This window comes from Winogradskyella marina (genome assembly GCF_015645385.1).
Taxonomy (GTDB): Bacteria; Bacteroidota; Bacteroidia; order Flavobacteriales; family Flavobacteriaceae; genus Winogradskyella; species Winogradskyella marina.
In genome coordinates this window covers 195,874-221,514 of the sequence record NZ_JADOET010000002.1, presented here as the reverse complement: position 1 = coordinate 221,514, position 25,641 = coordinate 195,874, and the positions used below count along the sequence as shown (strand labels likewise).

Sequence of the window (25,641 nt, the reverse complement as noted above, 5' to 3'; positions counted from 1 at the left end):
GGTGATAAAAATAAAGAATCTATTTAACTAGACCTTGCAAATAAGCAACTTCATGATTTCCTCCCATGAATTTATCTCTATAGGAGTTAATGCCTCCTAAAGGTTTCCATCCTTTTTTAATGTACTCATTTACTGTTATAACTAATGCATCTAAATGAATATCTCTTAATACTAAATACTCCATTACTTTAAATTTTAAAATTAATATTACAGCAAACTTAAAAATGAAGAAAATTACCAATCCAAATTCTCCCTGATAAAATCAATTTTTAGCTATTAATACTAATCTATGCAACTTACAAATTGTAGATTTTTGCTTAAAAAAGCTACTCACACACTCCTTCATACATAAATAAAAGACAAAAAGTCCCACTTTTTCCAATTCACTATATATAGAAATGGAAAAAAGAGGACTATTTTATCAATCCATTATCACTAAAACTATAAAAGTCATCTTTAGTTACTATTAAGTGGTCTAACAGTACTATATCTAAATACTGGCCTGCCTGTTTTAGCTTTTGAGTGAGGTTTTTATCAGCTTCACTTGGGGTTAAATTCCCACTTGGGTGATTATGAGCAATAATAATATTTGAAGCATTGCATTTAAGCGCAACACTAAACACTAATTTAGCATCTACCACAGTAGCAGAAACACCTCCTTTAGAAAGCGGATAAACACCTAAAATCTGGTTACTCCTATTCAGCATTAAAATCTTAAACTCCTCTTGTAATTCTATAGTAGAATCACTCCAACAAGCCCTTATAATATCATAAGATTGCTTACTATTACTTATTTTTAGTCTATCACTCCTGTTATTTGAGTATGAAACACTTATTTCTGAAATTTTCATGTTTTTAAATTTAGTTTCCTAGGAAAATAATTATCAATTTACTTGTATCTTAATTTTGGAACATATACCTTTGCCAAAGAAGTTTCTTTCTGAAACACTTCAGAACAATTCTTCGCAAAAAGTATATAAATATGGTTGAGGGAAAGAGCTTTGAAGTTTCTTTCTTTTGGTACTTTTCTTTCTTTGTAGAGAATTAAAACCTATTAATACTATCTTATTCTTACCTTCAAGATTAATAATATATCCTTATAGTAATAGTGTAAACTAGCTACAGCTAGACTATCTTTTATTTATGAAGGTATGAGCAAACAAGTATAATAAAGTAAGGGTATTTTAAAACTCAAAAAACAAAGCCCAATCTGTTTACATAGACTAGGCTTATATTTTTACTCTGCATGCTCAAGAATTCCATTCTTTGAAAACACATCAGAGTTTGCAATAACATTCTGCTCATACTTAACAGCAGTTTGTTTTGGCTTAACAGCATCTTCTGTAACATACACCCATCTATGAGATAATGTTATTTCTTCCCCTGTTTCCTTTACAACATATTCAAAAGGCTCACATTCCTCTTTAATGATGCTTCCTGGCATTTCTGTTCCAATAAGTCCAGTACAAGTTTGCTCATCAAATGTACTTGGTATAAAAGCACGCTTTGCAGTAGCATAGAAGTTACCTGTAACCTTGCTTAATACCATTTCAATTCCTCCTTGCAGTTCCAAAACAAAGAATGATGTTCCATCCTCTTTCTGTCTCTCTTTGTATTTTACGATTCTAACCATTTTTCTAAAAGTTTTTGAGTTGTAGTACACCACACAGAAAATCAATCCTCCATAGAATATAAATTACAGCTATCAACTTGAATTTATTTATCCTGCTAGAAAATTTTCTTCACTATACAAAGTGGTGGGGGAATCTCTATCCCCAGAAATGGGTGGGGGTTTTGCATAGGGTACTGAGCCCTCACATCAAGCATCTAAAAAAATTATTTTTTAAAATTTTTTATACCAAAAATTCTAGTTAAATTTATGCACTCCCTTTGAAACTTTATTAAATAAGCCTTGTTTAATTTTTACTAAGAAGAATATCTATGCCTAAATATTTTAAGGATTTATCATACCCTAAAAATTTTAAATACAGTTCTGACTCTAACAATATTCCTCTAGAATTTTATGAAGAAACTTTTCCTGTTTCAAAAAATATCGACCTATTATTAGGATACTTTAGTTCAAATGCTATCAAAGTTCTTTCAAAAAGTCTTGCTGAGTTTCTTTATTCAGGAGGAAACATGAGGATTATTACAAATCATGTTTATAGTCTTGCTGATTACGAAAACTTAATTCTAAATCCCGAAGTCAGGAATGAGGATAAAATGATTAATATTTTTAAAAACCTATCAGAGATTGAAAAAAATTTAAGTCAAGAAGGTTTACACTTTTTTGATTGTTTGAAATACTTACTTAAAGCTAAAAGGTTACAAATACTACCTGTGAAATTTAACGATGTTGATTTAGCTCATTGTAAAACCATGACATTATATGATGGAATAGATTATATTACTACAGAAGGGAGTATTAATTTTACTTTATCAGCCTTATTAAAAAACTCAGAAAGCTTTCAAGTTGAAGCTCCTTGGAATGGCGAGATAAGTAAAAGAAGAATTAAAGATGCAAGAGAAAATTTCGAAAGAATATTTAGTCAAAATCATCCAGAGTATAATTACATTGATAAAGAGAAAATTGAAGTAGTTATAAATGCTATAGGTAGAGATAAGGACATTTCCGATTTACTTGATGATTCTTTAGATTTAAAAGGGAATGGATATAGTGAAAAAGTAAAAGGTATAATTGAAAGAAAGCGCATACATTTTGAAACTATTATAGAAGATATTAAAAACAAACCAAAATTCCCATTTGAAGAACCAAGGAAATATCAAGTTTTAGCCTATGAAAATTGGTTAAAAAATAATAGAAAAGGTTTATTTGCAATGGCTACAGGAACAGGTAAAACTATTACTTCGTTAAATTGTATTATTGAAGAATACAATTCATCTGGATTTTACAAATTTATTGTATTAGTACCAACAATAGCACTAGCTAAACAATGGGAAAACGAAACAGTTAATAAATTCAATTTCATAAACACTATTGTTTGCTCTAGTAAGAACAATTGGTTGTCTGATTTGAAACAATATGGAAAGGAAATTAAATTAGGCATTGAGGAAGATATTTGCATAATTGCCACATATGCTACTTTTCGAGGTACAAAATTTCAACATTTAATTACTAATTATTTTCAAGATGCACTAAAAGATTTCACTTTAATTGCAGATGAAGCGCATACATTTGGTTCCCCAAAACTATTAGAGGTTTTACCTCATAAAATTGTAAACAGGATTGGCTTATCCGCAACACCTGAAAGAGTGTACGACCCAATTGGAGAATCTGCTCTATGCGATTTCTTCAATGCTTTTGGTCCTGATTACACCTTTTCATATAATATGAAAACTGCAATTGATGATAAGATTTTATGCAGATATTATTACTATCCCAAATTTGTTGATTTAGAAGAATACGAGCTTGAAGAATATAAAGTCTATACAAAAAAGCTTTATCAGTATATAGATTCGAAAACTGGGAGGTATAAAGATTTACCAGAGGTTAATAACTTATTGATTCGAAGAAAGTCAATAATTCATAAAGCAGAAAACAAGGCTTCTTGCTTATTGAAAATAGTAGATGAAATTGGTTCTGATAAATTTAAATTTGGTTTTATCTATGTTCCTGAGGGAAATTCATATAATTATGAAAAGGTAGATTTCAATGATTCTGATTTTATATCCGAAAGAATTATAGACTCCTATGCAACAACTTTGTATAAAAAATATGGATTTAAGCTGAGAAAATTCTTAGGAGAAACAAATGATAGAGAGGATATTCTAGGTCGATTTGAAAAAGGTGACTTAGATGTATTGTTAGCGATGAAATGTTTAGATGAAGGTGTTGATGTACCAAGGACTCAATATGCTATATTTTGTTCTAGTACAGGAAACCCAAGACAATACATTCAAAGGAGAGGTAGAGTTTTAAGGACTCACGATAAGAAAAAACACGCTTTTATATATGATATGATTGTAAAACCTCCAATTGACCATACCATAACAAATGAAAAACAAATAAATGCGGAAAAAAACATACTTATATCAGAGTTAAAAAGACTCATAAACTTTGCTGCTCTATCAGAAAACAAGATTGAAACGCTAGAGTTGATTGAAGATGTAGCGAGGCATTATGGAGTTGACGTGTACAAATTAATTAATGAAGAAATAGATAAATATGAAATCCTTAAATGACAGCTTAAGAGAAGAGTTTTATGCAATTATCAAAGAAAAAGACTCTCAAGAGAGAATTAAGAATTATTCTTTAAACGAAAGTTTAATTGATAAAGCATTTGAAAAACTAATTGAAAATAAAGAAATTGGAATAATTGAAGATGATATTAATGATGCTAGGTCTCAATTCCAAAATTTAATAGTAAATAATCTTAAAAGTTTAGACGAATGAAAATAGAATCAGTTAAAATAAAAAACTTCTTCTGTTACTTAGATGAAATTGAATTTACTTTTGATAAAGGGCTTAATATTGTTTCTGCTTCTAATGGCGGGGGGAAATCTCAACTATTTAATGCTTTTTATTGGGTGTTTTTTAATCAAATCTATTCAAATATTGGAGAGAGTACTCAAAAAAAGAAATGGAAAACTGTGGATGATATTGTTCTATGTCCTGATTATTATAAAGTCAATTCTAGTGATGGAGATACTATTGAGACCATTGTGGAGATTAAATTATTAGCTCCACATTTTAAACCTGGGTATGATAAAGATTCTGATGACGTTAACTATACATTTCGAAGAAGTATTAACTATAAGAAAGAAAATGAATCTTTGAAAACTTGGACAAACTCCGGGTTACAAATTGAATATAATTTTCATAGTGAAACTCATTTTGCTGACAAAAATGAATTGGAAGGTCTTTTAAATAATATTTTCCCTTCAAATCTTCGAAAATTCATGTGGTATCAAGGTGAAACTATGGACGAGCTCTATGATTTTAGTAATAACATTACATTAAGAAAAGCGATTGATGGAATATCTTACTATCCTATTTACGATTCACTTCATAAAGTAGTAGAAAAATCTTTTGAAAATATTAGTCAGAAAATTTATAGAGAGCAAAAGAAGGGTAATAAAATAACTAGAGAACAGGACAAAATCATTGATGAGATTTTTGAAGTCCAGAAACAGCTCAAATCGAAAAATGAAAGTAAGCTAATCTATGAAAATGATATTAATGATTTAGAGGATAAAATAAATACTATTGAAGATAAACTTTCTGGTTTTGACCATTTTATTAAATTCAAATCAACATTAGTAGATTTAGAATCTCAACTTTTACAAACAAAAAATGAAATTGACTTTATAGAACATTCCACTAAAGATGATTTAATATCAAAATGGATGTTGAATGGTTGTGAAGAAGCAATTTTAAAATCTCAAAATAACTTAGATAAATTGAATCAATTTATCCAAGATATGAGTGAGACAGAAAACCCAATACCAATTAACCTACCTGGTCCTGAATACATAGAGAGAATGCTTAAAGATAGTGTTTGTTATATCTGTGAAAGACCAGTTGAAAAAGATACAGAACCATATGATGCTCTCAAAAAAAGGATGAATGACTTTGAAGTTAATTTAAAAAATAGAATACTTAGTGATAATTATCAAGAATTAAATAGAGCCAAAAGAAGAATCACAAATGAACTACCAAAGATTAATGATGAGATTGATATTGTAGAAAAAAAGAAAAAAAATCTTATTAAAAAACGTAATTCTCTTGCAAAAAAAATTGATAATTTATATACCGAAATAGGGAGTGAGAACAGAGGTCAGCTAGATGATGGTGCTCATACTGCTAGTAGATTAACAAATCAACTACATACATACAATAAAGAAGTTAAACAAAAAACACGCTATTTACAAGATAATATTAATGCTATAAGCATATTAGAAAAAAACTTAAAAGAATTAAATGAAAAAAGTGATTTATTTAGCAAATCAGATGGTAAACCTGCTAGTGCAGAGGAGAAAGCGAAAAATTACATAAAGCTTTTTGTTGACTCTATTGGACTATTGAAGTCTAAAGCTTATGATAAGCTAATAACTGAAATAGAAATAGAAAGCAATAGACTATATTCTCTCTATTTAGGAAAAAAAGAACAAGGTACTATTGTTATAACAAAAAATGGAATTCGTATTGCTGACAAAAAAACTGATGAATTTCTTTCTAATCTAAATGCAGGGGAAGAAGTTGCTAGTAATTTAGCTGTGGCAAATTCATTTTTATCTTTGAGTGCTAAAAAAATGAATAAATCTTACCCACTTATTGCAGACGCGCCTACTTCAGATTTAGACTATCAAAACACGTACAACTTAACAGTTAACATTAGTGATTCATTTGAACAAATGATAATTATGTCAAAGGATTATGTTCAGTTTAGTAACCAACAAATAAGTGAATTAGTTGCAAAAGCTAATATTTCTAACTTTTATATAGTCACGAATGAATTAATAAATGAGGATGAAGATAATTCAAGGACGAATAAAAAATCTAATGTTTTCAATTTCTCAAAAAAATAATTATGACTGAAAAACTATCACAAGAAATAAACAGTAAAGGTGTTCATTATGGAGACAATTGTAAAAAAATAATGGACTTATTTAGCAGGCAAGAAGAGAAAGGCTCTAATATCACAAAAAAAGATGACAAGTTTTTCTCAATGCTTTGGCAAGCTTTTGCCTGGGCAGCTATTATAGGTTTTAGAAATGAAAAAACATTAAAAGGAGCTGATTTGAAGCATAAAACTTCATTTAAATTTCAAACAATTACTAACTCTTCTGAGAGAATTGCAAATAGTCTTTTATTAATGGCATTAGGAAAAATAAAAGGCGAGACAGCAGAGGAAATACTTAACTCACGTAAGCTTTTAACAATTATTGGAGAACATGCAGAAGGTGGAGCTAAACATATTTTAGAATTAAGAGAAACACAAGGCTTTGAGACCAAGTTTAATTATTCAGATGATTTCTTTTTAGAAATTTACGAAAGGAATTCTTCTGCAAATTAATTGTGGTTATATATCTAAAAAAAAAGAATAGTTAAAAAACTAAAAACATAAATTACATCCTTATACAACAATCAGTTATGAGAGTAGACCCAGTACACGCAGCAGTAGGAACTTTTTTCAACAATTCTCCTATGTTTAGAGTTCCCAAATATCAAAGGAGCTATGCTTGGGAAGCTTCAGAACTTGAAGATTATCTGAAAGATTTGGAAGAAGCATTTACAAAAAGAAAAAATGGAACTCCTATGAACCATTTTTTTGGAGGTATGGTTAGTGTAGAGAGTACGGTAACTGGAGTCGTAAATCAAAAAAGACATGAGTTAGTGGATGGGCAACAAAGATGTGCAACATTTGTTTTAACAGTAGCAGCTGTTATAAAAATATATAAAAACATACTTGTTGATGCTATAAGTAATGGTGACACCTTAAATGAAGGTATAATATCAAGTAGAATAGACAGGCTTACAAAAAGATTTATTGAATTTAGTCAAGAAGTTAATAGACAAACCCACATTGTAGAATCACTAATACTTTCAAAAGCTGATATGCAGTTTTTCAAGGAAACTGTCAGAAATTTAGACCCAACACCTACAAGAGAATCACATAGAAAGATTGAATTAGTTTATACAAGTTTAATTTCTAAAATAAATTCATTAATTCCATCTACTTCTTCAATTGTGGATAAGTTAGATTCATTAGAAATTCTTCAGCTTGTTCTGGATAGTGATTTTTCAATTATTCATATCGTTACTTATGATACACAAGAAGCTTACAAATTATTTCAAGTTTTGAATGATAGAGGAAAAAGTTTAACTGAAGGCGATTTATTAAGAGCAAAAACATTAGAACTACTAGAAGGGTATACAACTCAACAAGATTCTACAGAATCTAAATGGGACCAAATTCTAATGGAGAAATCTAAATCTACAGAAAATTACTTAAGATGGATTTATCAATCTCATAAAGGAGTTAGAGCAGGTAGAAACACCTTATTTGATGACTCTCTTTCTTATTTCTATCCACAACATAGCAATACTACTATAACAATTCAAGATGCCGACAATATACTTGAAGCTTCTAGGAAAATTTTAGATGAAATTAAAATTGCAAGAAAAATTTCTATGGGCACATGGCCCTTTTCAACAAGTAGTAGACCAATAACTGGATGGGATAGAAACCGATTAAATCTATTGATTCGTGAACTTGGACTGACAGTCTCCTTGCCTTTATTGCTTGCGTCCTATCATCTTGGAGAAAGGAAGTTTTCAGAGATAACTCAAATACTAGAATTGTTTTTATTCAAATACAAAGTAATATCAAATGCCCATATAGAAGCAGCGGTATCAGTTTTTCATAGTCATTGCTTATTAATAAGAGCAAATGTTACAACTTATAATGTTTCTACCTTAAGAGCTGATTTAAACGCTTTAATGAGTAGTAAAGTAACTGTAGCTCAATTTAGAGCTGGACTTGATGGATTAGCATACAAAGTCGGAGGCGGAAACAAGCCTTTAAAATATTTACTTATGACGTTAGAACACTACAAAAGATGGTATGAACAAGGCGCAAATAACACTCCAGAATGCTTAGATAAAACAAGAATTTATGACTTTACAAGTACAACTATTGAACATGTATATCCTAGAAATGCTTCTGGCAATGTATTAGAATCAACACTAGAACCTTTAAAAAACTCTCTAGAAAACTTAACTTTTATGGGGTCAGCAGATAATGAAACCGGAAGCAATGATTCTTTTGCAATAAAACTACCAATATTTCAGGCTTCATCAATTGGCTTAAATTTAGATATTGGAACTTTAACACAATGGACTACTTCAGAATTAGGTGTCAGAAAAACATTATTGAAAGATATGGCTTGCGCAATTTTCACTATCTAATTACTAAAACTAACATATTGAATTAAAGAAATCATTGTATTCTACAATGAAAAATTGATTTAATTAATATAAAAAAAGAGGTAATACTTTTGTAAAAGTCTTACCTCAGATTTCCATAATATTGCTTTACATTACTAAGAATCTATTAATTCGCTAAGACCTATTTCAATCTTCTCTACCAAAAAATCATAACCATCAATATTAGACCTTTTATTCAGTTCTTCATTTAACAATTGAAGTCCGTCATCAATATGCATTTTTATATACTTAGGGAGGTCTTTATCAGTTATATGAATACCATAATGTAAAGCAACCATACCTAAATAATAATCTAAGTAGTGCCCAAATAAAACAGCTTTGCTATATTCTTTTCCTCCAGAATTCTCAATGTCAGTCAACTTCATTTTTCTTTCTGTAGATAAAGAATGTGCTAATGAGATTCTAGCTATAACATTCTCAGCTCCGAGATTTAACCTTCTTGTTAGCTTGGCTACAACCTCTCTATTTTCTTTACTAGTTCTAATATGTGTAAACATCTTTCTCTTTTTTAAATTCTTTAAATAAATTATTTACACGAGTTGAAATAATCTCAGACCCTTTATCGGTATTATGAATTAAGAAAGCTTTATTTAAATTAGGCTTTAAAAGCTCATATTCTGCTTCTGACAACTCTTTTTCCAATAACGGGAACAGAACTACTTGTTCAGAAATAGATGGATAAAACTCTTTAATAATGTTTTTAGAATGATGTTTATCAAACTTCTGTAACGGACTATCAATAAATACAGGAAATTTAATTCCAGATTCATCAACAAGAGCTTTTAGTAAAGCTGTAGCATATAGCTGCTGTTCTCCCTTAGACAAAGAATCCTTATCTATTACTAATCCTTTTTTATCTAACAAGTCAATGTCCATAACATCATCTATAATATTGACTCTAACATTAGAGATAAAGTCTTTCTTATGCATCAACTTCTTTAAACCTAAAGAAATAGATTTTTGTAAAGAGTATTTTTTATCCTCCTTAATTCTTTTAATTAACACATTAATTTTAACTAAAAGCTTTTGGGTGACATCATATTTCTTTTTATCAGTTTCTACTAAATTAAAATTCTTTTCATATTCAGACCTCACTTTTTTATGTGAAGTTAATTTCAGTCTTAATCCACCAACTTGCTCTAAAAGGTCATTCTTTTCAATTAAGAGAGTTTCAATTTTAGCATCAGCATTATCTTTTGCATTTCTAAATTGTTTAGCTAAATGATTATCTTTTCTAGCCTCTCCTTGCTTAATTTTATTATTAGTTCTACTAATTAAAGCTCTATTGATTTTCTCTTTTTTAACTATATCATTAAATTGACTTAAAAACGTTGTTTTAATGTTATTGTATATAGCTTCAAATTCTCTAAAAGATTCTTCATTAAACTCTAAATAAACCTTTCCTACTTTAGAATTAGAATCTTTTTTCTTAAACTTAGATTTCATTGAATTGCTTATAGCTGTTTCAATTTTATTTTTAATAGAAGCATCTAAACTTAATAAGTCTTGGTTAGTTAAAATACTTGTTGAAAAAGATTCTAATTCTTTCCTCAGAAGTTTCTCTGTTAAAGCACCATATAAATCATCATTTTCTAATACAAGCTGATTATATAACTTACCAAGATGTTTACCTGCAATAACTAAAGGCGTTAGGTCCAATAGTTTTCTTAATTCTTGTTTTATACTTGCAGATTCTTCTTTTAAGTTGTCACGCTTAGATTTGAGTTCTTTCAACTCATCTAATGTGATTGAATTTCCTTCACGAATTAACTTTTCTTGCAAAGAATCACTTTCAGATTTTAAAATAACGAGATGCTTATCAATTTCACCTTGCTTATCTTGATTATGATTAATTAGTTTTTCTAATTCTTCTTCCTCAGCAAGTAACTCTTTAAGTTTATATTCTTCAAGGTCTGAAACACCTCTTCTTCTAAGTTTAGTTAAAAGTGATTCTAAGTTGTTTTTAAGCTCTTCATACTTCTTAATTCCTAAGACTTCTGAATATGCTTTACTTAAACTTCTTAATTCTGATTTAGATTTTGCTTCTGCAAGTGATACTATTTTTTCAGCATCGAAAAAGAAGAACTTAGCTATTTCTCTAGGTAAGATAAAATCATTTATAAAAACTTCAAAACCTACATCTTTGGTTAGTTCATTTTCATCTCCATCTATAAGGATTTGTAATGTTTCTTGATTAGTTTTTAAACTATAAACTCTTTTAATATTTACCGTTCTACATGGTATTGAAGGTATTAATAAATTTTGCAACTCAACCTCCACTGAAAATGCAGTTTCAGATGATTCATCTTTACTGTCTCTATTTACTAAAGACAACAAATAATTATCATAGCCTCCAATGTTTTTAATATCCTTTTTATACTTATCCTCTACTTGAGTCATAAGTTTTCCATAAAAACACCAAATCAATGAGGTCAAAAAAGTTGTTTTACCAAAACCATTTTTTCCTGCAATAAGACTAATGTTTTTATCTCCTTTAGATAATAGGTTTAATTCATTTTCACCTTTATATATCCTAAAGTTATTTAATTTTATATTACTTATTTTCATAATTCATTTTCATTAACAAAAGACTCAATTCTATTTTCAACATCATTATGCAACCCATATTTAGAAATCATTAGAGTCTTTGTTTCTTGAAGCGTTATTAAATTATCTATTAAATGATAATATGAAGTATCTTCTTTACAAACCTCTTTTAAGATTCTTCTTTCTGTATCATCTAATGATTTGATATTATTGGTACTAATATCTTTATTGTATATTTTTTTATAAATCTCACCCACAGTGAAATCAAATTCTAAATCTCTATTCCACATTACCTGAATAGCAATTAACTCTTGATTTGTGATAAGGGTTACATGAGGCCTTTCTAATTGCACTCTTTTTTGTATCTCTAATAACTCTCTTAAAATCCTTGCTCTATAATGTATTTCATAATTTCCAGACCTATGACCATCTTCATCTACAGCTGGCATTCCATTTCTTCTAGTTGTAGACCTATTTTCACTAACATTTCTATTTTCAACAAGACTATTTCTAAATTCCAAAAGAGGTTGCATCCAATGTTGACCATTATCTATTAAAGCCGACATAGATTTGTCCTTTTTTACAACTGTACAGGTCCAACAACCAAATCTACTTTGACCACAAGAAGAGTGTGCTTTATTTGTAACTACAGTTGGACACTCATAATCATCTGCACTAGCATCCGCATAGATTTGAAATAATATTGAATTATCAAATCCCCAAGGAGACTTAACCGTATTAATTATATACCATATTTCTTCAAGCTGTAATTCTTTAATTGGTGCATAAACATAGGTATTAGCATTCGTATTGTGTTTAGAAAGTCTTTTGCCTTCAACTTCATGCTTTCTCATTGACCTTTCACGTGTAGCACTTTCTTCGTATCTCGTTCCAAGTAAAACAACAGCCTCTCCCTTCTCATCTATTTGCTCCAAAAGAAAATTAGATGTTGGTCTAATTTTAAGCTTATCTGTACACCATCTAAAAGTATTATTAGGTACAGGATAACCTTTTCCTATAACATTAATCCAAAAGGATTCTTCTAACTTAGGGACTGTTTTTTTAACTATAATAGGAATTCCTTGGTCTCTAGCACCTTCTTCAACTTTAACTAGTACATCGTCAATATAACTAGATATAATTGGGTTTTCAACCATAGTGTCATTACACACCACGTAAACTGGTCTTCTCAATTGATATGGGTATGGTAGAGTTTCTTTTATTCGTTGTAAAGAAATCCAAACTAAAGTCAATAATACTGTAGAATCTTTACCTCCACTAAAGCCTATAATCCAAGGCCTATCTGATGTATCAGCATATGTATATTGGTCTATAATTTCAGAAATTATACCCTCAACTTTTTTACTTCTAATTTTTATCATAATATTTTATAATCTTTCAAAATTAGTTATATAAACTTCTAAAGTCAATATAACTTTTATTTATTAATAATTAACTTGAAAACTTTCTTGATATTTTTTATTAATTCTAACTTATTAATGCAATATTCAAATACATATAAATGAGTAATAATCCTAAATGGCTTTCAAGTAAAGAAGTAATAACAACTGCAAAGATAAAAAGTTGCGAATTAATGCACTATAGAATGGAAGGGAAACTTGAATTTAAAAAACAAGGAAACTCTTATTTCTACTCAAAAGAAAGCGTTGATAAACTAAAATAACCCAACCTCTAAATTAATAAAGATTGGGTCTCACTCAACTCAAAAACCAACGATGTTTAGAATCACCATTGATAGCATTTGCCAGACCTTGAGTAAAATCAAAGGCATTGACATTTCTTGATAGAAAAGAGTCTATATAAGAGCTCTTATTAGCTCCTGTGAATAGATTATATACATTCCAAAGGTTAATATCTCCATTCTCATTTCTACAAAAGCTATCATCTAAATAATAGTCCTTAGCTACTGTAGAAATCTGTCCATCATTAAGCATCAATTCTGGAATTAGAATCTTTTCCTCTTTAGGTAAAAAGTTATATAATCTTGCTCTACCTATAAGCTGAGCAAATTGCTGTTCAGATAAATTATGCTGAGATAGTTGTTTCATTTCCTGTAAATGAGATTGTGCATTATACCCTTCTATTAAGTCCATTATTTTAGACTGTAATTCAGAATAGTTCCCTACTCGCATTTCATCTTGATAACCATCTGTAGAAATACATAGGTTACAACACACCATATTTTTAAACCCAATAAAGAATTTAAACTTCTCATAAGTTTTTCTGTTATACAGGTTTTCTTGGTTGTAAGCTCTTACACCTCCAACTGTCAATGACACATCATGACCATTTATGTTTTCTGTAATAGATGGTATTCTAATGATAAATGCCATTCTTTCAAAATACTGAGTTTTTTCATGCTCTAAAAGCTCTTTTACTGGTTTGTAAATAGCATCAGCAGTTCTACCTTTAATTTGATGAGAAACTCTAACCTCTGGCACTTCAATAGTGTGATGTGAAAACACTTTACCAACACAATCTTGAGCTATCTCTATAAACTCTTGATGTGCTAAAGTTTTTTCGTTATCCTTACTGAAAACAGGTATAATGCAATCATTCTTTAGGCTAGAAAGGCTAACCTCTTTTGTGTTAGCCTCTATAAATGGATTTTGCTGATATACTTTCTTTTCTGAAGGTATTTGCAAATGATGCACAATTTCAGGATTACCTTCAGGAATATTAATTACTCCATTACGTTGCTTGTTAAGCTCTGCTACTGATACTATTTCCATTTTGACTAAAATTTTCTGGTTTAACTAATTGTTCTAACTGGTCTTTTTTATCTTGATACAAAGCTTTCAATGGCAACTGAAAACTTGGGTGCTCTTTATACAGTTCCATTAACTGACTGACAGATAAACATTCTTCTATTCTCTGTTTTACATCTTCTTCTTTGACAGGTGAAGTACACCATTCTAAAATGCGCTTTCCTGTAGAAGTATTTATCATAAATTCTGGTCTACCTGAAAATAGGTTAGTTCTATCTTTACTTGCAGTTGCAAAATGTTTTATGTCAATATCAAATACAATGGTAAATTCATAAGAAACATCATCTCTTTGTACAGCTTTTAATCCAACTTTTTCAGGAATATATTTTCCATCTTTTTGTTGGAGCACATAGTCCTGTTTAGTCCTCATTGTAGCTATAACATGAGCATCACATTGTAAAATCTTATTGATGAATGCTTTTTGCCTTGGTGTTACTTTATTCCAGTTTGTAAAAGAGTTGCCTGGCAATTTTGAATGGTAATCTATAAGTTCATCCCATACTTGCGAGATTGAATCCAAAATTATTACTTCCATTCCTGCCTTTTCACAAACCTCTATTGCTTCAATAAATTTCTCTGGTGTATAAGGTGGTTGTAATGGCAATACATTGTAGTTCCCTATGTGAGCATAAAGGTCAGCTGAGCCATTCTCTGTATCTATTACAGCCACTTTGTCCAGTTGGTCATTAGTTAGTCCTTTAGCAAGTAAAAGAGAGCTTAAACTCTTTCCAGAGCCACTACTCCCTTGTAAAGCCATTTTAATTTTGGCTTGTTTTCTTTCTGATTTTCTTAATTGCATAATAAAATTATTTAAAGATTAATATTTATATGAAAACAGGCTAATCCGAAATGAAATTAGCCTGTTGTAAAATGAATGTTTGTAATAAGTTATAGGTCTATAAATTTCCTGTTTTCTATATCTAAATCTTCATTTGAAAACTCTTTTAGATAAGCTATAGTAATAGAAACATCACCATGACCCATCATTTCCGTAATTTTCTCAATGGGTGTCCCAACCATCTTCAAAATAGTTGCGAAACTATGTCTAGCCACATAAGAGGTAGGTTTCTTATTAATACCTACTAATGAGGCAATCTCTTTTAGTTTTGAATTATATCTTCGAAGCACCTTATGTTTCCTGTTTGCTATCTGTTGTGGTGTTAAATCATTACTTAATAGAATTGGGAACACATAGTCTGTTGGTCGATTTTGTTTCTTATAATAATCTAGAATGTCTTTTACTGGTGGGATAATTTCTAAATTTAATTTCCCTTTTGTTTTTGACCTTACATAATAGATTCGGTTATTCTGTATATCTGACCATTTTAAGTAAACCATATCATGAAAGTTCATACCTCTACAATAAATGGAAAACATAAAATAATTGTGCGCTTCTAATAAAAGTGGATGTTCTGAAACATTCAGATTTTTGATTAATTTGTACTCTTCAACTGACAAAGCAATTTTTCTAGATTCAGATTTAAGTTTAGATACTTTATAATCTTCAAAAGGATAGGGTTCTTTTGGGATGGTTTTTCTTTTCCTTGCTTTATTATATAACGCTCTAAACATTCTCATTTTAAATGCTACTCCACCACCTTTACTACCTCTTTCTCTTAAAAAGACTTCATATTTCTCCAAGAATATGGGTGTAACACTACTAAATTTAACCCCTTTTCCTTTATATTTGATTATTGAATCTCTGGTGTCCTTATAAGCTTGAGCTGTACCTATGTTTCCTGCTCTAGTTGTTTCGTCAATAATTTCATTAAAGAAATCCATGACATTAACTTCTTTATCCCTTTTGGTTGTTCTGAATTCTTCTTCAAATTCTTCCAAATTAAAATCCTGTTGGTTCAGTTTAAATGACCTTATAATCTCTAATGCTCTAGCTTTTAACTTTAATAGCATTTCATTTTCTGTTTGATAGCTTGGATGGTGTTTTGTAAATGATTCGTTTATAAAATGTTCCTTTTTACAGTACAGTCCTAAACTTATTTTCTTACGTTTTCTGTCTTTTAGTATTCTTAAGTAAACAGCATACTTGCCATTAGCCATAGGTTTCCCATCAAGCATCAATTTGATTGTTGCTCTTATCATATTTTTTGTTTTAAATTTTGAAATAAACTGCCTCAGAATAGAGGCAGTCATTACAGTAGTTGCAGTAATTACATACTTACATTCGTTTTTTGTACTTACCTCTACTTTGCTTAAAAATGTATTTTCTCTTTTTCCACTGGACTAACTTATCATCTATAGTCCTTGTAGGTATGCCAAATTTCACCCCAACATCAATTGCCTCTTGCCTCGTGAAAATTGATTTTAAGTCATCCAATATGTTTTCATCTTGTAACGATAAATCTCCTGTTTCAATAGAGTTGAAGGTAAACTGACAATGCCTTAACAAGGTTTTCATTAATTGTGAAGCAACTAAAAAGTCATTATTTGAGCAAAACAACTTACTTTCTTTTTTGATATTTGATTTATTCCTTAAAACTGTTAATATCATTGCAATTCTAAAGAGAATTAAACCATGTCTGTGTAAATTTGATATGAACGATTGTGAATGGTTATTAACAATATCTGTTCTTATGGGTCTAATAATGCTTAAAAATTTCTCCTTTTGTTGGTCTGTGAAACTGAACTCAATTGGATTTTCAAGTTTTACTAATTCTCCATACAAATTGAATATATCTTTACCTACTTCGTCAAATACTACTTTATTGTTTTTTGTTTTTGCTGCAAACACATCTTTAAAATCTGTGATTTCATCAAAATTGTAAATCATAAACCTCGAAAACAAACCATTTTCTCTGGATTTTATCAAGGGTTTCAATTGGTCTGGTGTACCACTTATAACCATAGATAGTTTTGGCTCCTTAATATCAACAAACACTTTATCTGTTTTTCTACTAACAGATACTGGCTCATGGTGAAACGCCTTTCTTAAAACATCAGAAAAATTACTCCAGTCGTTTTTAAGCATATTACTCAAGGTATCTGCCTCTGATTCCATTATAAGTAATCCATGCTTACTTGAATCTAAAAATGAATGCATTTCTGCGCTACTTATATTAGCTGGCAAAATTTTCACTTTTATGTCAGGGCATTTATCAGACTCACTTTTCTTGTTTTTATTACTTTCTTCACAAATTAAAAATTGGCTTTTACTTTCATTAAAAATTTTATCGTGAATTGGTTCTATTAACAATCTTGAATAGTTCATAACTCCTTTTCCAGATGCTGCTGGTGCAATTACCATTAGATATAGGTGAGGGTAAACAAAATCTCCATCATAAATCCCATTAACACTAGGCAAACAGCTACTTAAGACTCCTAAACTTGACAACAATACAATGTCTTTTTCTCTGCTTTCAAATTGTTCTGTTAGTGTTATTAATTCTTCAGGAAGCCTATTATAAATATGCTTTTCAATTAATCTTCTTTCCATTACCATTTCTTTTTAAATGATTAAAAACATCTTCCTCTAAAACTCTTTTGCTTTCTGATATACTCTGTAACATCCAATTATCCAAATCTGACTTTCTGAAATAGATTTTACCTCCATTTGGTTTGGTAAACTCAATAGCTTTCTTGTGTGTTAATTTGTATAAAAAGGATTCACTTACATCTAAGTAAATCAATGCTTCTTTAAAACTCAGTATCTCCTTATAAGCAATCATTTGTGCTCTTTGAAGATTTTCTACATTCTCTGTATTTTCCATCTTTCATAATTTTATGACACCTTGCTAGCATAAAATTTAGGCATCTGATTCTGATGCAATATTAGAGGATATTAAAACTGAAAGTCAGTATCTGTGAGAATCGTGTGAGGTAATGTGTGAGGTTATTTTGGGAAGTTTTCAGAAAAGAAAGCTCTAATTTTATCGAGGTCTGAATTACTTTTATTTTTTATTCTATTTATAGTACTTTCATAGTTGCTTACAGATAAAATAGCTCCTGATTTGGTTTTAAACCTTTCAGATTCTTCTATTCTTTTTCTAGTCAAATCTATAAATAGATTAGACATTTCATTGAACAGGCAAACTATGTTTTCTGTACTGGTATTAAATCTAACTGTTTCTTTAATTTCAATATAATTCAAAACAGAATAAAAGTCTTCAAAACTATATTCATCAGCATCTATAAATAAATTATCATCCATGAAATCATAGATTTTTTGTAAATCTTTTCTTGAATATTTTGGCTTTAAAGTGAAGTACGAAACTTCATTATTTTCCAATTCTAATGGAAATTGGTATTTCTTTTTTAAGTAGTCTTTAATTTCTTCTGAAGGTTTTAAGCAAATGGGAAAAGTAGATATAACTTCAAAATTATCATCTTCAATGTATTCAAATGAATTTAGAATAGTATTCCAGTATTTGAACTTCTCTTTATTGTTCAGCTTAACATTTGATAGGTCAATTTCAGATTTAATATCATTAGTAATTTTCCAAAGCAACTCATTTAATTCAGTTTCAAATTTTGTTTCTAAAACCTCATTATTAATGGCACTATAATAACTTATTATCCCTTTAGAGTAATCAATATTTAAAGGCTGCTCTTCTTCGTTAATATGCTTTTTAATGAACTTATTTATCAAACGCTCAACATTAGTTGGGTGTATAAAGTTTTGAAGGTTTACAATTGCTGTAGGTTGAAATGTGTTCATACTTCAAATCTACTAAATGTTGCCGATATGTTGCAGGCAAAATAAAAAAGCACCTACAATAAAATTGTAAGTGCTTGATTTTAAAAGTGGTCCCACTTGGGCTCGAACCAAGGACCACCTGATTATGAGTCAGGTGCTCTAACCAACTGAGCTATAGGACCATTGACAATTGTCAATCACTTCATTTCTAAAGCGAGTGCAATATTACTACATATTTTAAAACTCTACAAGAAAAATAAACCGTTTTAATCCTTTATATCTTGACACAACTCAATTAAAACTCCATTTGTGGATTTTGGATGTAAAAAAGCTATGAGTTTATTATCGGCACCACGCTTTGGTTGCTTATGAATCATCGTAAAACCTTCATTCGTTAAGCGCACTATTTCTGCTTCAATATCATCAACGGCAAACGCAATATGATGCATGCCTTCCCCTTTTTTCTCAATAAATTTTGCAATCGGGCTCTCTTCATTGGTGGCCTGAAGCAATTCAATTTTATTGGGTCCACATTTAAAAAAAGACGTTTTTACTCCTTCGCTTTCTACATCTTCAATTTTATAATGTTCTTCTCCAAATAAGGCTTTAAAAAGGGTATTCGATTTTTCTATGTCTTTTACTGCGATTCCAATATGTTCTATTTTTTTCATCCTTAGTGCCCGCGAAAACGGGTATCTTTTTATTTATTATTCCTTTTATTAAAAAAGATTTCTTGTTTAAGTAACCGCATAAACGGAAACCTCATTAATAATTTACTCCCAAAAATAAGATAATCCTTAAATAACTGCTACTTTTGCAGATGATTAGTGAGATCGATTATTATGGAAGACTATACACAAAGACAAAAAAAAATAGGAGGTATCCTCCAACAAGATTTAGCAGAAGTATTACAAAAGGCAGCTACAGATGGTGGTTTGCGTGGTGTTATTATTTCAGTGAGTAAGGTAAATGTAACTACAGACTTGTCTGTGGCCAAGGTTTATCTCAGTATTTTTCCGAATAAAGAAGCGAAACCGTTATTAGAAGGTATCCGTTCTAATACGCCATTGATTAGACACGAATTATCACAACGTACGCGTCATCAATTGAGACGTATGCCGCAATTAGAGTTTTTTATCGATGACTCTTTAGAATATATAGACGGTATTGAGCGTTCTCTTAAAGGTGAAGATAATCCGCTCGAAAACCCAGATTTATTAGGTAAGCGTAAAAAATCTTAAGTGAATTTCCCTTTATATATAGCAAAACGATATCTGTTTTCTAAAAGCAGTAATAATGCTATAAATATAATGACCTTAATTGCGTCTGGAGGTGTTATTATTGCTTCAGCTGCACTTTTTATTGTCCTTTCAGTTTTCGCTGGTTTAAAAGATTATAGTCTTAATTTCTCCACATTTGTAGATCCGGATTTAAAACTAATTCCATCGGAAGGCAAGTCGTTTCAATGGACTGAAAATGATCAGGCTTCCCTTTTAAAAATTGAAGGGATTTCAGCATATTCTGAAATTATTGAGGAACGCATTTTTATTAAATCTGAAAACAAAAATCAAATTGCGACGCTAAAGGGAGTAGATGAAAACTACTTAAATGTTACCACCATTGATTCAATGGTCACCAAAGGCAATTGGATTACAGCTAATAGTAATGAGGTTGTTTCTGGTTGGGGAATTTCTAATAATTTGTCTTTTGGTGTTCTCGATTACCTAAAACCACTTTCCTTTTATGTGCCTAAGGTTGGTAAAGGTCAGGCTACTTCGATTCAAGGCTATTATAATTCGGTTTATGTGAATAATGTAGGGCTATTTGATATTAACGAGCAGTTGAATAATAATTATGTGTTTTCAGATATTAAACTCGCAAAACAATTACTAAATTATAAAGACGAGCAGCTCAGTGCCATTGAGATTAAATTGAATCCTAAAGCGAATGAAGATCTTATAAGGTCTGAAATTGAAGCCGCCTTCACAGGAAAATTCAACATAAAAAATAGAGCCGAATTAAATGACGCTTTATTCAAAATGTTGAATACCGAAAACCTCGCCATTTACCTCATCTTTACATTGGTCATTATCATTGCATTATTCAACGTCATTGGTGCGATAATCATGATGATTTTAGACAAGAAGAAATCTTTAAATACCTTGTTTAATATGGGAACAGAAACTAAGGCGATTAGGTCTATTTTCTTTCTTCAAGGTAGCTTAATGACGGTTGTTAGTGGTCTTATTGGTGTTAGTCTTGGATTGCTTATTGTGTTTATACAACAGTCTTTTGAGTTCGTTATGTTGACTCCAGATTTAGCGTATCCTGTTCGTATTAATGTTTTAAATGTGCTTATTGTTTTGGGTACTATTTTTGGTTTGGGAATTGTGGCTTCTAAAATTGCTTCTCAGCGGATTACTCAAGGGTTGATTAAGAGTTAAGTTTAGAGACGTGCTACACGAATTTTATCCAATTTATTTTTAGCAATTCGACTCAATTAGAATGGATTATTACACAGATATGCACAGAGGTTCACTGAGGAAAATGGCAGACACGAATTACACTGAGTGTTCACAGAGATGCTCGGAGGAAAAATGTAGACATGAAGTACTCTAATTTTCATTAATATGTTCGTTTGACTTGGCGGCTTTGCGAGATATAATTATTACACTGAGATACACGGAGATTTCACAGACATGCACGGGGGAAAAGGTAGACATGAAGTACTCTAATTTTAATTAATCTGTTCGTTTGACTTGGCGACTTTGCGGCTTGGCGAGAGATTAATTATTGCACTGAGATACTCGGAGGTTTCACAGAATTTCGCGGAGGAAAAAAGACAAGACTTTTAAATAATTTACACAACCCTATTCATCCAGCTTTGCGACTTTGCGACTTAGCGAGAATCTTCAAGCTTCACACTTCCAACTTCCCGCTTCCTACACAAACTGATAATCAGAAAACTTATCTAAGACTTCATCAAAAGCTGCAAATACATCTTTAGAATCGTCACTAGTGACCATTTTCATGCGGTACTCTTTGAAATGTGGAATGCCTCTAAAATAGTTGGTATAATGTCTTCGGGTTTCAAAAACTCCTAGCGTTTCACCTTTCCAATCTATTGCCATTTGAAGATGACGTCTGGCGGCTTCAACACGTTCTGCTAACGAAATTGGTTTGAGGTGCTCTCCTGTTTCGAAAAAGTGTTTGACTTGTTTAAAAAACCATGGATTTCCTATCGATGCTCTACCTATCATGGCTCCATCTAAACCGTAAGAATCTCGCATTTCCATGGCTCTTTCAGGCGATGTGATATCACCATTTCCAAACACAGGAATATGCATTCTAGGATTATTTTTCACCTCTGCAATTGGTTTCCAATCGGCATCTCCTTTATACATTTGTGCTCTGGTTCTACCGTGTATTGCAATGGCTTTACAGCCCACATCTTGTAAGCGTTCAGCAACCTCAACAATCTTTATAGAATCGTGATCCCAACCTAATCTCGTTTTTACGGTCACCGGTAAATTGGTACGTTTTACCATTTCTGCCGTTAACTGTTCCATTAAACAGATATCTTTTAAAATACCTGCTCCTGCTCCTTTGGATACGACTTTTTTTACGGGACAACCAAAATTAATATCAATAATATCTGGATTCGATTTTTCGACAATATCTATGGTTTGCAACATGCTTTCCATATTGGCACCAAAAATCTGAATGCCTACAGGCCGTTCCTTTTCGTAAATATCTAATTTCATAACGCTTTTTGCTGCGTTACGGATTAGACCTTCACTAGACACAAACTCAGTATACACCACATCGGCTCCTTGCTCTTTACAAAGTGCTCTAAATGGTGGATCGCTTACATCTTCCATAGGTGCCAAAAGCAATGGAAAATCTGGTAATTCTATGTCGCCTATTTTAACCAAGTGTATATATTTTGATGCAAAACTAATGTTTTTTATTAAAAGACCTCACACGTTATAAAAACCTGTGAGGTCAATTCATATATTAAATATGCTAGTGTAAATCTTAAAACTTCACCTTCGTATCAATTTCTTCTTCACCACGTTTCACTGTAATAGCGGCCTCGTCTCCATTATCAAAAACAGATAAAGCACGCATATAACTCATCATATCTGTAATGGTACTATCGCCTAATTTAATAACTACATCTCCTTTTTGTAAACCAGCATTAAAGGCCGGAGTATCTTCTCGTGTGCCATCTATTCGCATGCCTTTTCCGTCGTATAAATAATCTGGAACCACACCTAAACCGACTTTAAAACGCGGTGTTTCTTCACTTTCATTTTTTGTTTTTCGGAAGGCTAATTCACCGTTATCATCTAAATCATTAATAATATTAAAGATGTAATCTGAAATTAAATCCATCCCTTCATAATTCAACTTATCAAAATCATCAGATGGTTTGTGGTAATCTTCATGCTGACCCGTAAAGAAATGCAACACCGGAATATCTATTAAATAAAAAGAGGTATGATCACTTGGTCCTACTCCACTTTCGTTTTCAACAATTTTGAATTTATCATTGTTAGATTTTAAGGTTTGTTTAAAAAGTGGAGACGTTCCTGTGCCATAAACCGCTAAGGTACTATCGGCTTTCATTCGTCCAACCATATCCATATTTATCATATAGTTTATAGACGCTGCTTCAATCGTTGGGTTTTTAGAAAAGTAGTTAGAACCTAAAAGTCCCATTTCTTCACCAGAAAACGCTAAAAATAGATAGTTGTTTTTATCCTTAACCTCAGACTGATCATTCTTTACTTTTAATCGACTTGCTAAATTTAGCATCACTGCCACTCCACTGGCATTGTCATCAGCTCCATTATGTATGGCTTTTTCTGCTTCGCGAAATAATGAACCTTCGCCTCCAAAACCAAGATGGTCGTAATGTGCTCCAATAACAATCGTCGTGTTCGCATTGTTATCTATAAAACCAATAACATTATGACCCGTAATGGTGCTGTCTGCATTGGTTGTAAATTCAACTTCGTTATGCGGATCTGTTTTAGGCTTAAATGAAAAGGATTGTAAATAACCCTCTGTTCCTTTTGGTTGCACACCAATGTCTTTAAAACGTTTTATCAGATATTCAGAAGCCATAACCTCACCTTGTGTACCTGTTTGGCGTCCTTCTAATTTATCATCGGCTAAAAATGCAACATCTTCTCTTATGTTATTTTCAGCAACTTTTGGTTCGTTTTTACAAGATAAAAATCCTGCAAGTAGTACTACTATTAATACGTTTTTCATTTTAGAATAAGTGTTTAAAATGTTTTTGAGAAACCTATATTGTCATAAAACACGAAACTATTAATCCGTTGTATTTCGTCGGATATTTCACCTATAAGTCTTACTTTTACACAAAATTAGGCATTAAATATCACTTATTATAATTCTTTATTATGAACAGAATCATTGCAATTTTAATTCTACTCGTTACGTTTTCGTCTTGTAAAAATGAAACCAATACAGCGACTGAAGCAACTTCGGGAGCTACAAAACAATATGATTCGTTAATCTATCCTGAAGAAACGCATTTTAAATCGTTAAGACAAGTTACTTATGGTGGTGATAATGCAGAAGCTTACTGGAGTTTTGACGATAAACAGTTAGTGTTTCAATCTAACAATGTGAAATGGGATGTGGAGTGCGATCAAATGTTTATAATGGACGCTAACCAAACTTTTACAGATAGTATTGCTCCGCCAATGGTGAGTACAGGGAAAGGGCGAACAACCTGTTCTTATTTTATGCCAGATAATAAGCATATCATTTATGCTTCTACACATCTTGGTGATGACAATTGCCCTGAAACTCCAATGAAAAGAAACGGAAAGTATATTTGGCCAATCTATGATACCTACGATATTTTTGTAGCCGATTTAGAAGGTAATATTGTAAAACAATTGACTAATGAAGTAGGTTATGATGCCGAACCAACCGTATCTCCAAAAGGTGATAAAATCGTATTTACATCAACTCGAAGTGGAGATTTAGAATTATACACCATGAATATTGATGGTAGTGACGTTAAACAAATTACTCACGAATTAGGCTACGATGGTGGAGCCTTCTTTTCGCCAGATGGTTCTAAATTAATCTTTAGATCTTCGCGACCTAAAACGGAAGAAGAGATTAAAGAATACAAAGACTTATTGGCTGAAGGCTTAGTGCAACCAACACAAATGGAATTGTATATCTGTAATGCCGATGGTTCAGATTTACGTCAATTAACGGATTTGGGTAATGCGAATTGGAGTCCATTTTTTCATCCCTCTGGTGAGAAAATTTTATTCTCTTCTAATTTTGAATCTGAACGTGGATTTCCTTTCAATTTATATATGATTGATATCGATGGAAAGAATTTAAAACGCATTACGCATAGCGAAACGTTTGATGCTTTTCCGGTGTTTTCTAATGATGGAAAATATTTGGTGTTTTCTTCTAATCGAAATAATGGTGGAGGAAGAGATACGAACTTATTTATCGCAGAATGGCAAGATTAACTAACTTCATTTGAACGAAACAAAGTGTCTTAAACCGATATATTGTACCTAAAGGCACAACAATATTTCAGCCTAAAACTACTTTTATTTAGGTGTTGTACCTAACGGCACAAATGAACTCGCACTAAAGTGTATTTTTATAAA

Annotated in this window: 24 protein-coding genes and 1 tRNA gene; 9 read left to right on the top strand and 16 right to left on the bottom strand. The window is 31.0% G+C overall.

Going from position 1 to position 25,641, the window contains the following annotated elements; genetic code table 11:
- Window positions 1-19: 19 nt before the first annotated feature.
- The 3 genes from ITJ86_RS04175 to ITJ86_RS04165 all read right to left on the bottom strand — a co-directional run bounded on the left by ITJ86_RS04175 (window position 20) and on the right by ITJ86_RS04165 (window position 1,633).
- A complete protein-coding gene (locus tag ITJ86_RS04175; RefSeq protein ID WP_195870353.1) occupies window positions 20-184 on the bottom strand; it encodes a hypothetical protein in 165 nt (54 codons plus the stop codon).
- Window positions 185-413: 229 nt separating this feature from the next.
- Window positions 414-851: a JAB domain-containing protein gene (locus ITJ86_RS04170; protein WP_195870352.1), complete on the bottom strand. Its 438-nt coding sequence runs from the start codon at window positions 849-851 to the stop codon at window positions 414-416.
- Between the two features lie 386 nt (window positions 852-1,237).
- Window positions 1,238-1,633 (bottom strand): hypothetical protein, encoded by a 396-nt coding sequence (locus ITJ86_RS04165; RefSeq protein WP_195870351.1) that lies wholly within the window; start codon window positions 1,631-1,633, stop codon window positions 1,238-1,240.
- Window positions 1,634-1,941: 308 nt separating this feature from the next.
- Here ITJ86_RS04165 and ITJ86_RS04160 point away from each other — a divergent pair, with 308 nt between their 5' ends.
- From ITJ86_RS04160 to ITJ86_RS04140, 5 genes are all read left to right on the top strand, one after another.
- Entirely contained in the window at window positions 1,942-4,203 is a 2,262-nt protein-coding gene (locus ITJ86_RS04160) for a DEAD/DEAH box helicase family protein (protein WP_195870350.1), read from the top strand.
- On the top strand, window positions 4,187-4,414 hold the full coding sequence (locus ITJ86_RS04155; RefSeq protein ID WP_195870349.1) for a hypothetical protein: 228 nt from the start codon (window positions 4,187-4,189) through the stop codon (window positions 4,412-4,414). The genes ITJ86_RS04160 and ITJ86_RS04155 overlap by 17 nt, the downstream gene beginning before the upstream one ends.
- Entirely contained in the window at window positions 4,411-6,549 is a 2,139-nt protein-coding gene (locus ITJ86_RS04150; RefSeq protein WP_195870348.1) for an AAA family ATPase, read from the top strand. The genes ITJ86_RS04155 and ITJ86_RS04150 overlap by 4 nt, the downstream gene beginning before the upstream one ends.
- 2 nt (window positions 6,550-6,551) lie before the next feature.
- Window positions 6,552-7,037, top strand: coding sequence for a hypothetical protein (locus ITJ86_RS04145; protein WP_195870347.1), 486 nt, complete (start codon window positions 6,552-6,554; stop codon window positions 7,035-7,037).
- A 77-nt stretch (window positions 7,038-7,114) separates the two neighbouring features.
- Entirely contained in the window at window positions 7,115-8,932 is a 1,818-nt protein-coding gene (locus ITJ86_RS04140; protein WP_195870346.1) for a DUF262 domain-containing protein, read from the top strand.
- Window positions 8,933-9,066: 134 nt separating this feature from the next.
- Here ITJ86_RS04140 and ITJ86_RS04135 read toward each other — a convergent pair whose 3' ends face one another.
- Genes ITJ86_RS04135 through dndC form a run of 3 tightly spaced genes read right to left on the bottom strand, consistent with a single transcriptional unit; the run spans window position 9,067 to window position 12,900 of the window.
- A complete protein-coding gene (locus ITJ86_RS04135; RefSeq protein WP_195870345.1) occupies window positions 9,067-9,468 on the bottom strand; it encodes a DndE family protein in 402 nt (133 codons plus the stop codon).
- Window positions 9,452-11,539 (bottom strand): AAA family ATPase, encoded by a 2,088-nt coding sequence (locus ITJ86_RS04130; RefSeq protein WP_195870344.1) that lies wholly within the window; start codon window positions 11,537-11,539, stop codon window positions 9,452-9,454. Before ITJ86_RS04130 ends, ITJ86_RS04135 begins: the two co-directional genes overlap by 17 nt.
- The gene (dndC, locus tag ITJ86_RS04125) at window positions 11,536-12,900 is read right to left on the bottom strand and encodes a DNA phosphorothioation system sulfurtransferase DndC (protein ID WP_195870343.1); all 1,365 of its coding nucleotides are present in this window, start codon (window positions 12,898-12,900) and stop codon (window positions 11,536-11,538) included. The genes ITJ86_RS04130 and dndC overlap by 4 nt, the downstream gene beginning before the upstream one ends.
- A 140-nt stretch (window positions 12,901-13,040) precedes the next feature.
- Between dndC and ITJ86_RS04120 the strand changes: the two genes are divergently transcribed.
- On the top strand, window positions 13,041-13,202 hold the full coding sequence (locus ITJ86_RS04120; RefSeq protein ID WP_195870342.1) for a hypothetical protein: 162 nt from the start codon (window positions 13,041-13,043) through the stop codon (window positions 13,200-13,202).
- A 34-nt stretch (window positions 13,203-13,236) separates the two neighbouring features.
- Here the strand turns inward: ITJ86_RS04120 and ITJ86_RS04115 are convergent, their stop codons facing one another.
- The 8 genes from ITJ86_RS04115 to mce all read right to left on the bottom strand — a co-directional run bounded on the left by ITJ86_RS04115 (window position 13,237) and on the right by mce (window position 19,629).
- Complete coding sequence (locus ITJ86_RS04115) at window positions 13,237-14,271, bottom strand: DUF3871 family protein (protein WP_195870341.1); 1,035 nt, start codon at window positions 14,269-14,271, stop codon at window positions 13,237-13,239.
- The gene (locus ITJ86_RS04110) at window positions 14,243-15,106 is read right to left on the bottom strand and encodes an AAA family ATPase (protein ID WP_195870340.1); all 864 of its coding nucleotides are present in this window, start codon (window positions 15,104-15,106) and stop codon (window positions 14,243-14,245) included. The genes ITJ86_RS04115 and ITJ86_RS04110 overlap by 29 nt, the downstream gene beginning before the upstream one ends.
- Before the next feature lie 89 nt (window positions 15,107-15,195).
- The gene (locus ITJ86_RS04105) at window positions 15,196-16,407 is read right to left on the bottom strand and encodes a site-specific integrase (protein ID WP_195870339.1); all 1,212 of its coding nucleotides are present in this window, start codon (window positions 16,405-16,407) and stop codon (window positions 15,196-15,198) included.
- A 76-nt stretch (window positions 16,408-16,483) separates the two neighbouring features.
- Window positions 16,484-17,758, bottom strand: a complete 1,275-nt coding sequence (locus ITJ86_RS04100) for a DUF3987 domain-containing protein (RefSeq protein ID WP_195870338.1) — start codon at window positions 17,756-17,758, stop codon at window positions 16,484-16,486.
- On the bottom strand, window positions 17,739-18,032 hold the full coding sequence (locus ITJ86_RS04095; RefSeq protein ID WP_195870337.1) for a helix-turn-helix domain-containing protein: 294 nt from the start codon (window positions 18,030-18,032) through the stop codon (window positions 17,739-17,741). Before ITJ86_RS04095 ends, ITJ86_RS04100 begins: the two co-directional genes overlap by 20 nt.
- Window positions 18,033-18,154: 122 nt before the next feature.
- Complete coding sequence (locus tag ITJ86_RS04090) at window positions 18,155-18,979, bottom strand: hypothetical protein (protein ID WP_195870336.1); 825 nt, start codon at window positions 18,977-18,979, stop codon at window positions 18,155-18,157.
- 87 nt (window positions 18,980-19,066) lie between these two features.
- Window positions 19,067-19,140, bottom strand: a tRNA-Ile gene (locus ITJ86_RS04085).
- Window positions 19,141-19,224: 84 nt separating this feature from the next.
- The gene (mce, locus tag ITJ86_RS04080; protein ID WP_195870335.1) at window positions 19,225-19,629 is read right to left on the bottom strand and encodes a methylmalonyl-CoA epimerase; all 405 of its coding nucleotides are present in this window, start codon (window positions 19,627-19,629) and stop codon (window positions 19,225-19,227) included.
- 171 nt (window positions 19,630-19,800) lie between these two features.
- Between mce and rbfA the strand changes: the two genes are divergently transcribed.
- Together rbfA and ITJ86_RS04070 are read left to right on the top strand one after the other, a co-directional pair.
- Window positions 19,801-20,199 carry a 30S ribosome-binding factor RbfA gene (gene rbfA, locus ITJ86_RS04075; protein ID WP_195870334.1) on the top strand — a complete coding sequence of 133 codons (399 nt, stop codon included), beginning with the start codon at window positions 19,801-19,803 and terminating at the stop codon, window positions 20,197-20,199.
- Window positions 20,200-21,402 (top strand): ABC transporter permease, encoded by a 1,203-nt coding sequence (locus tag ITJ86_RS04070; protein ID WP_195870333.1) that lies wholly within the window; start codon window positions 20,200-20,202, stop codon window positions 21,400-21,402.
- Between the two features lie 498 nt (window positions 21,403-21,900).
- Here the strand turns inward: ITJ86_RS04070 and dusB are convergent, their stop codons facing one another.
- Together dusB and ITJ86_RS04060 are read right to left on the bottom strand one after the other, a co-directional pair.
- Window positions 21,901-22,893 (bottom strand): tRNA dihydrouridine synthase DusB, encoded by a 993-nt coding sequence (gene dusB, locus ITJ86_RS04065; RefSeq protein ID WP_195870332.1) that lies wholly within the window; start codon window positions 22,891-22,893, stop codon window positions 21,901-21,903.
- 103 nt (window positions 22,894-22,996) lie between these two features.
- Window positions 22,997-24,241, bottom strand: coding sequence for a M28 family peptidase (locus ITJ86_RS04060; protein WP_195870331.1), 1,245 nt, complete (start codon window positions 24,239-24,241; stop codon window positions 22,997-22,999).
- A 152-nt stretch (window positions 24,242-24,393) separates the two neighbouring features.
- Between ITJ86_RS04060 and ITJ86_RS04055 the strand changes: the two genes are divergently transcribed.
- Window positions 24,394-25,497 (top strand): TolB family protein, encoded by a 1,104-nt coding sequence (locus ITJ86_RS04055; protein WP_195870330.1) that lies wholly within the window; start codon window positions 24,394-24,396, stop codon window positions 25,495-25,497.
- The last annotated feature ends 144 nt before the right edge of the window (window positions 25,498-25,641 follow it).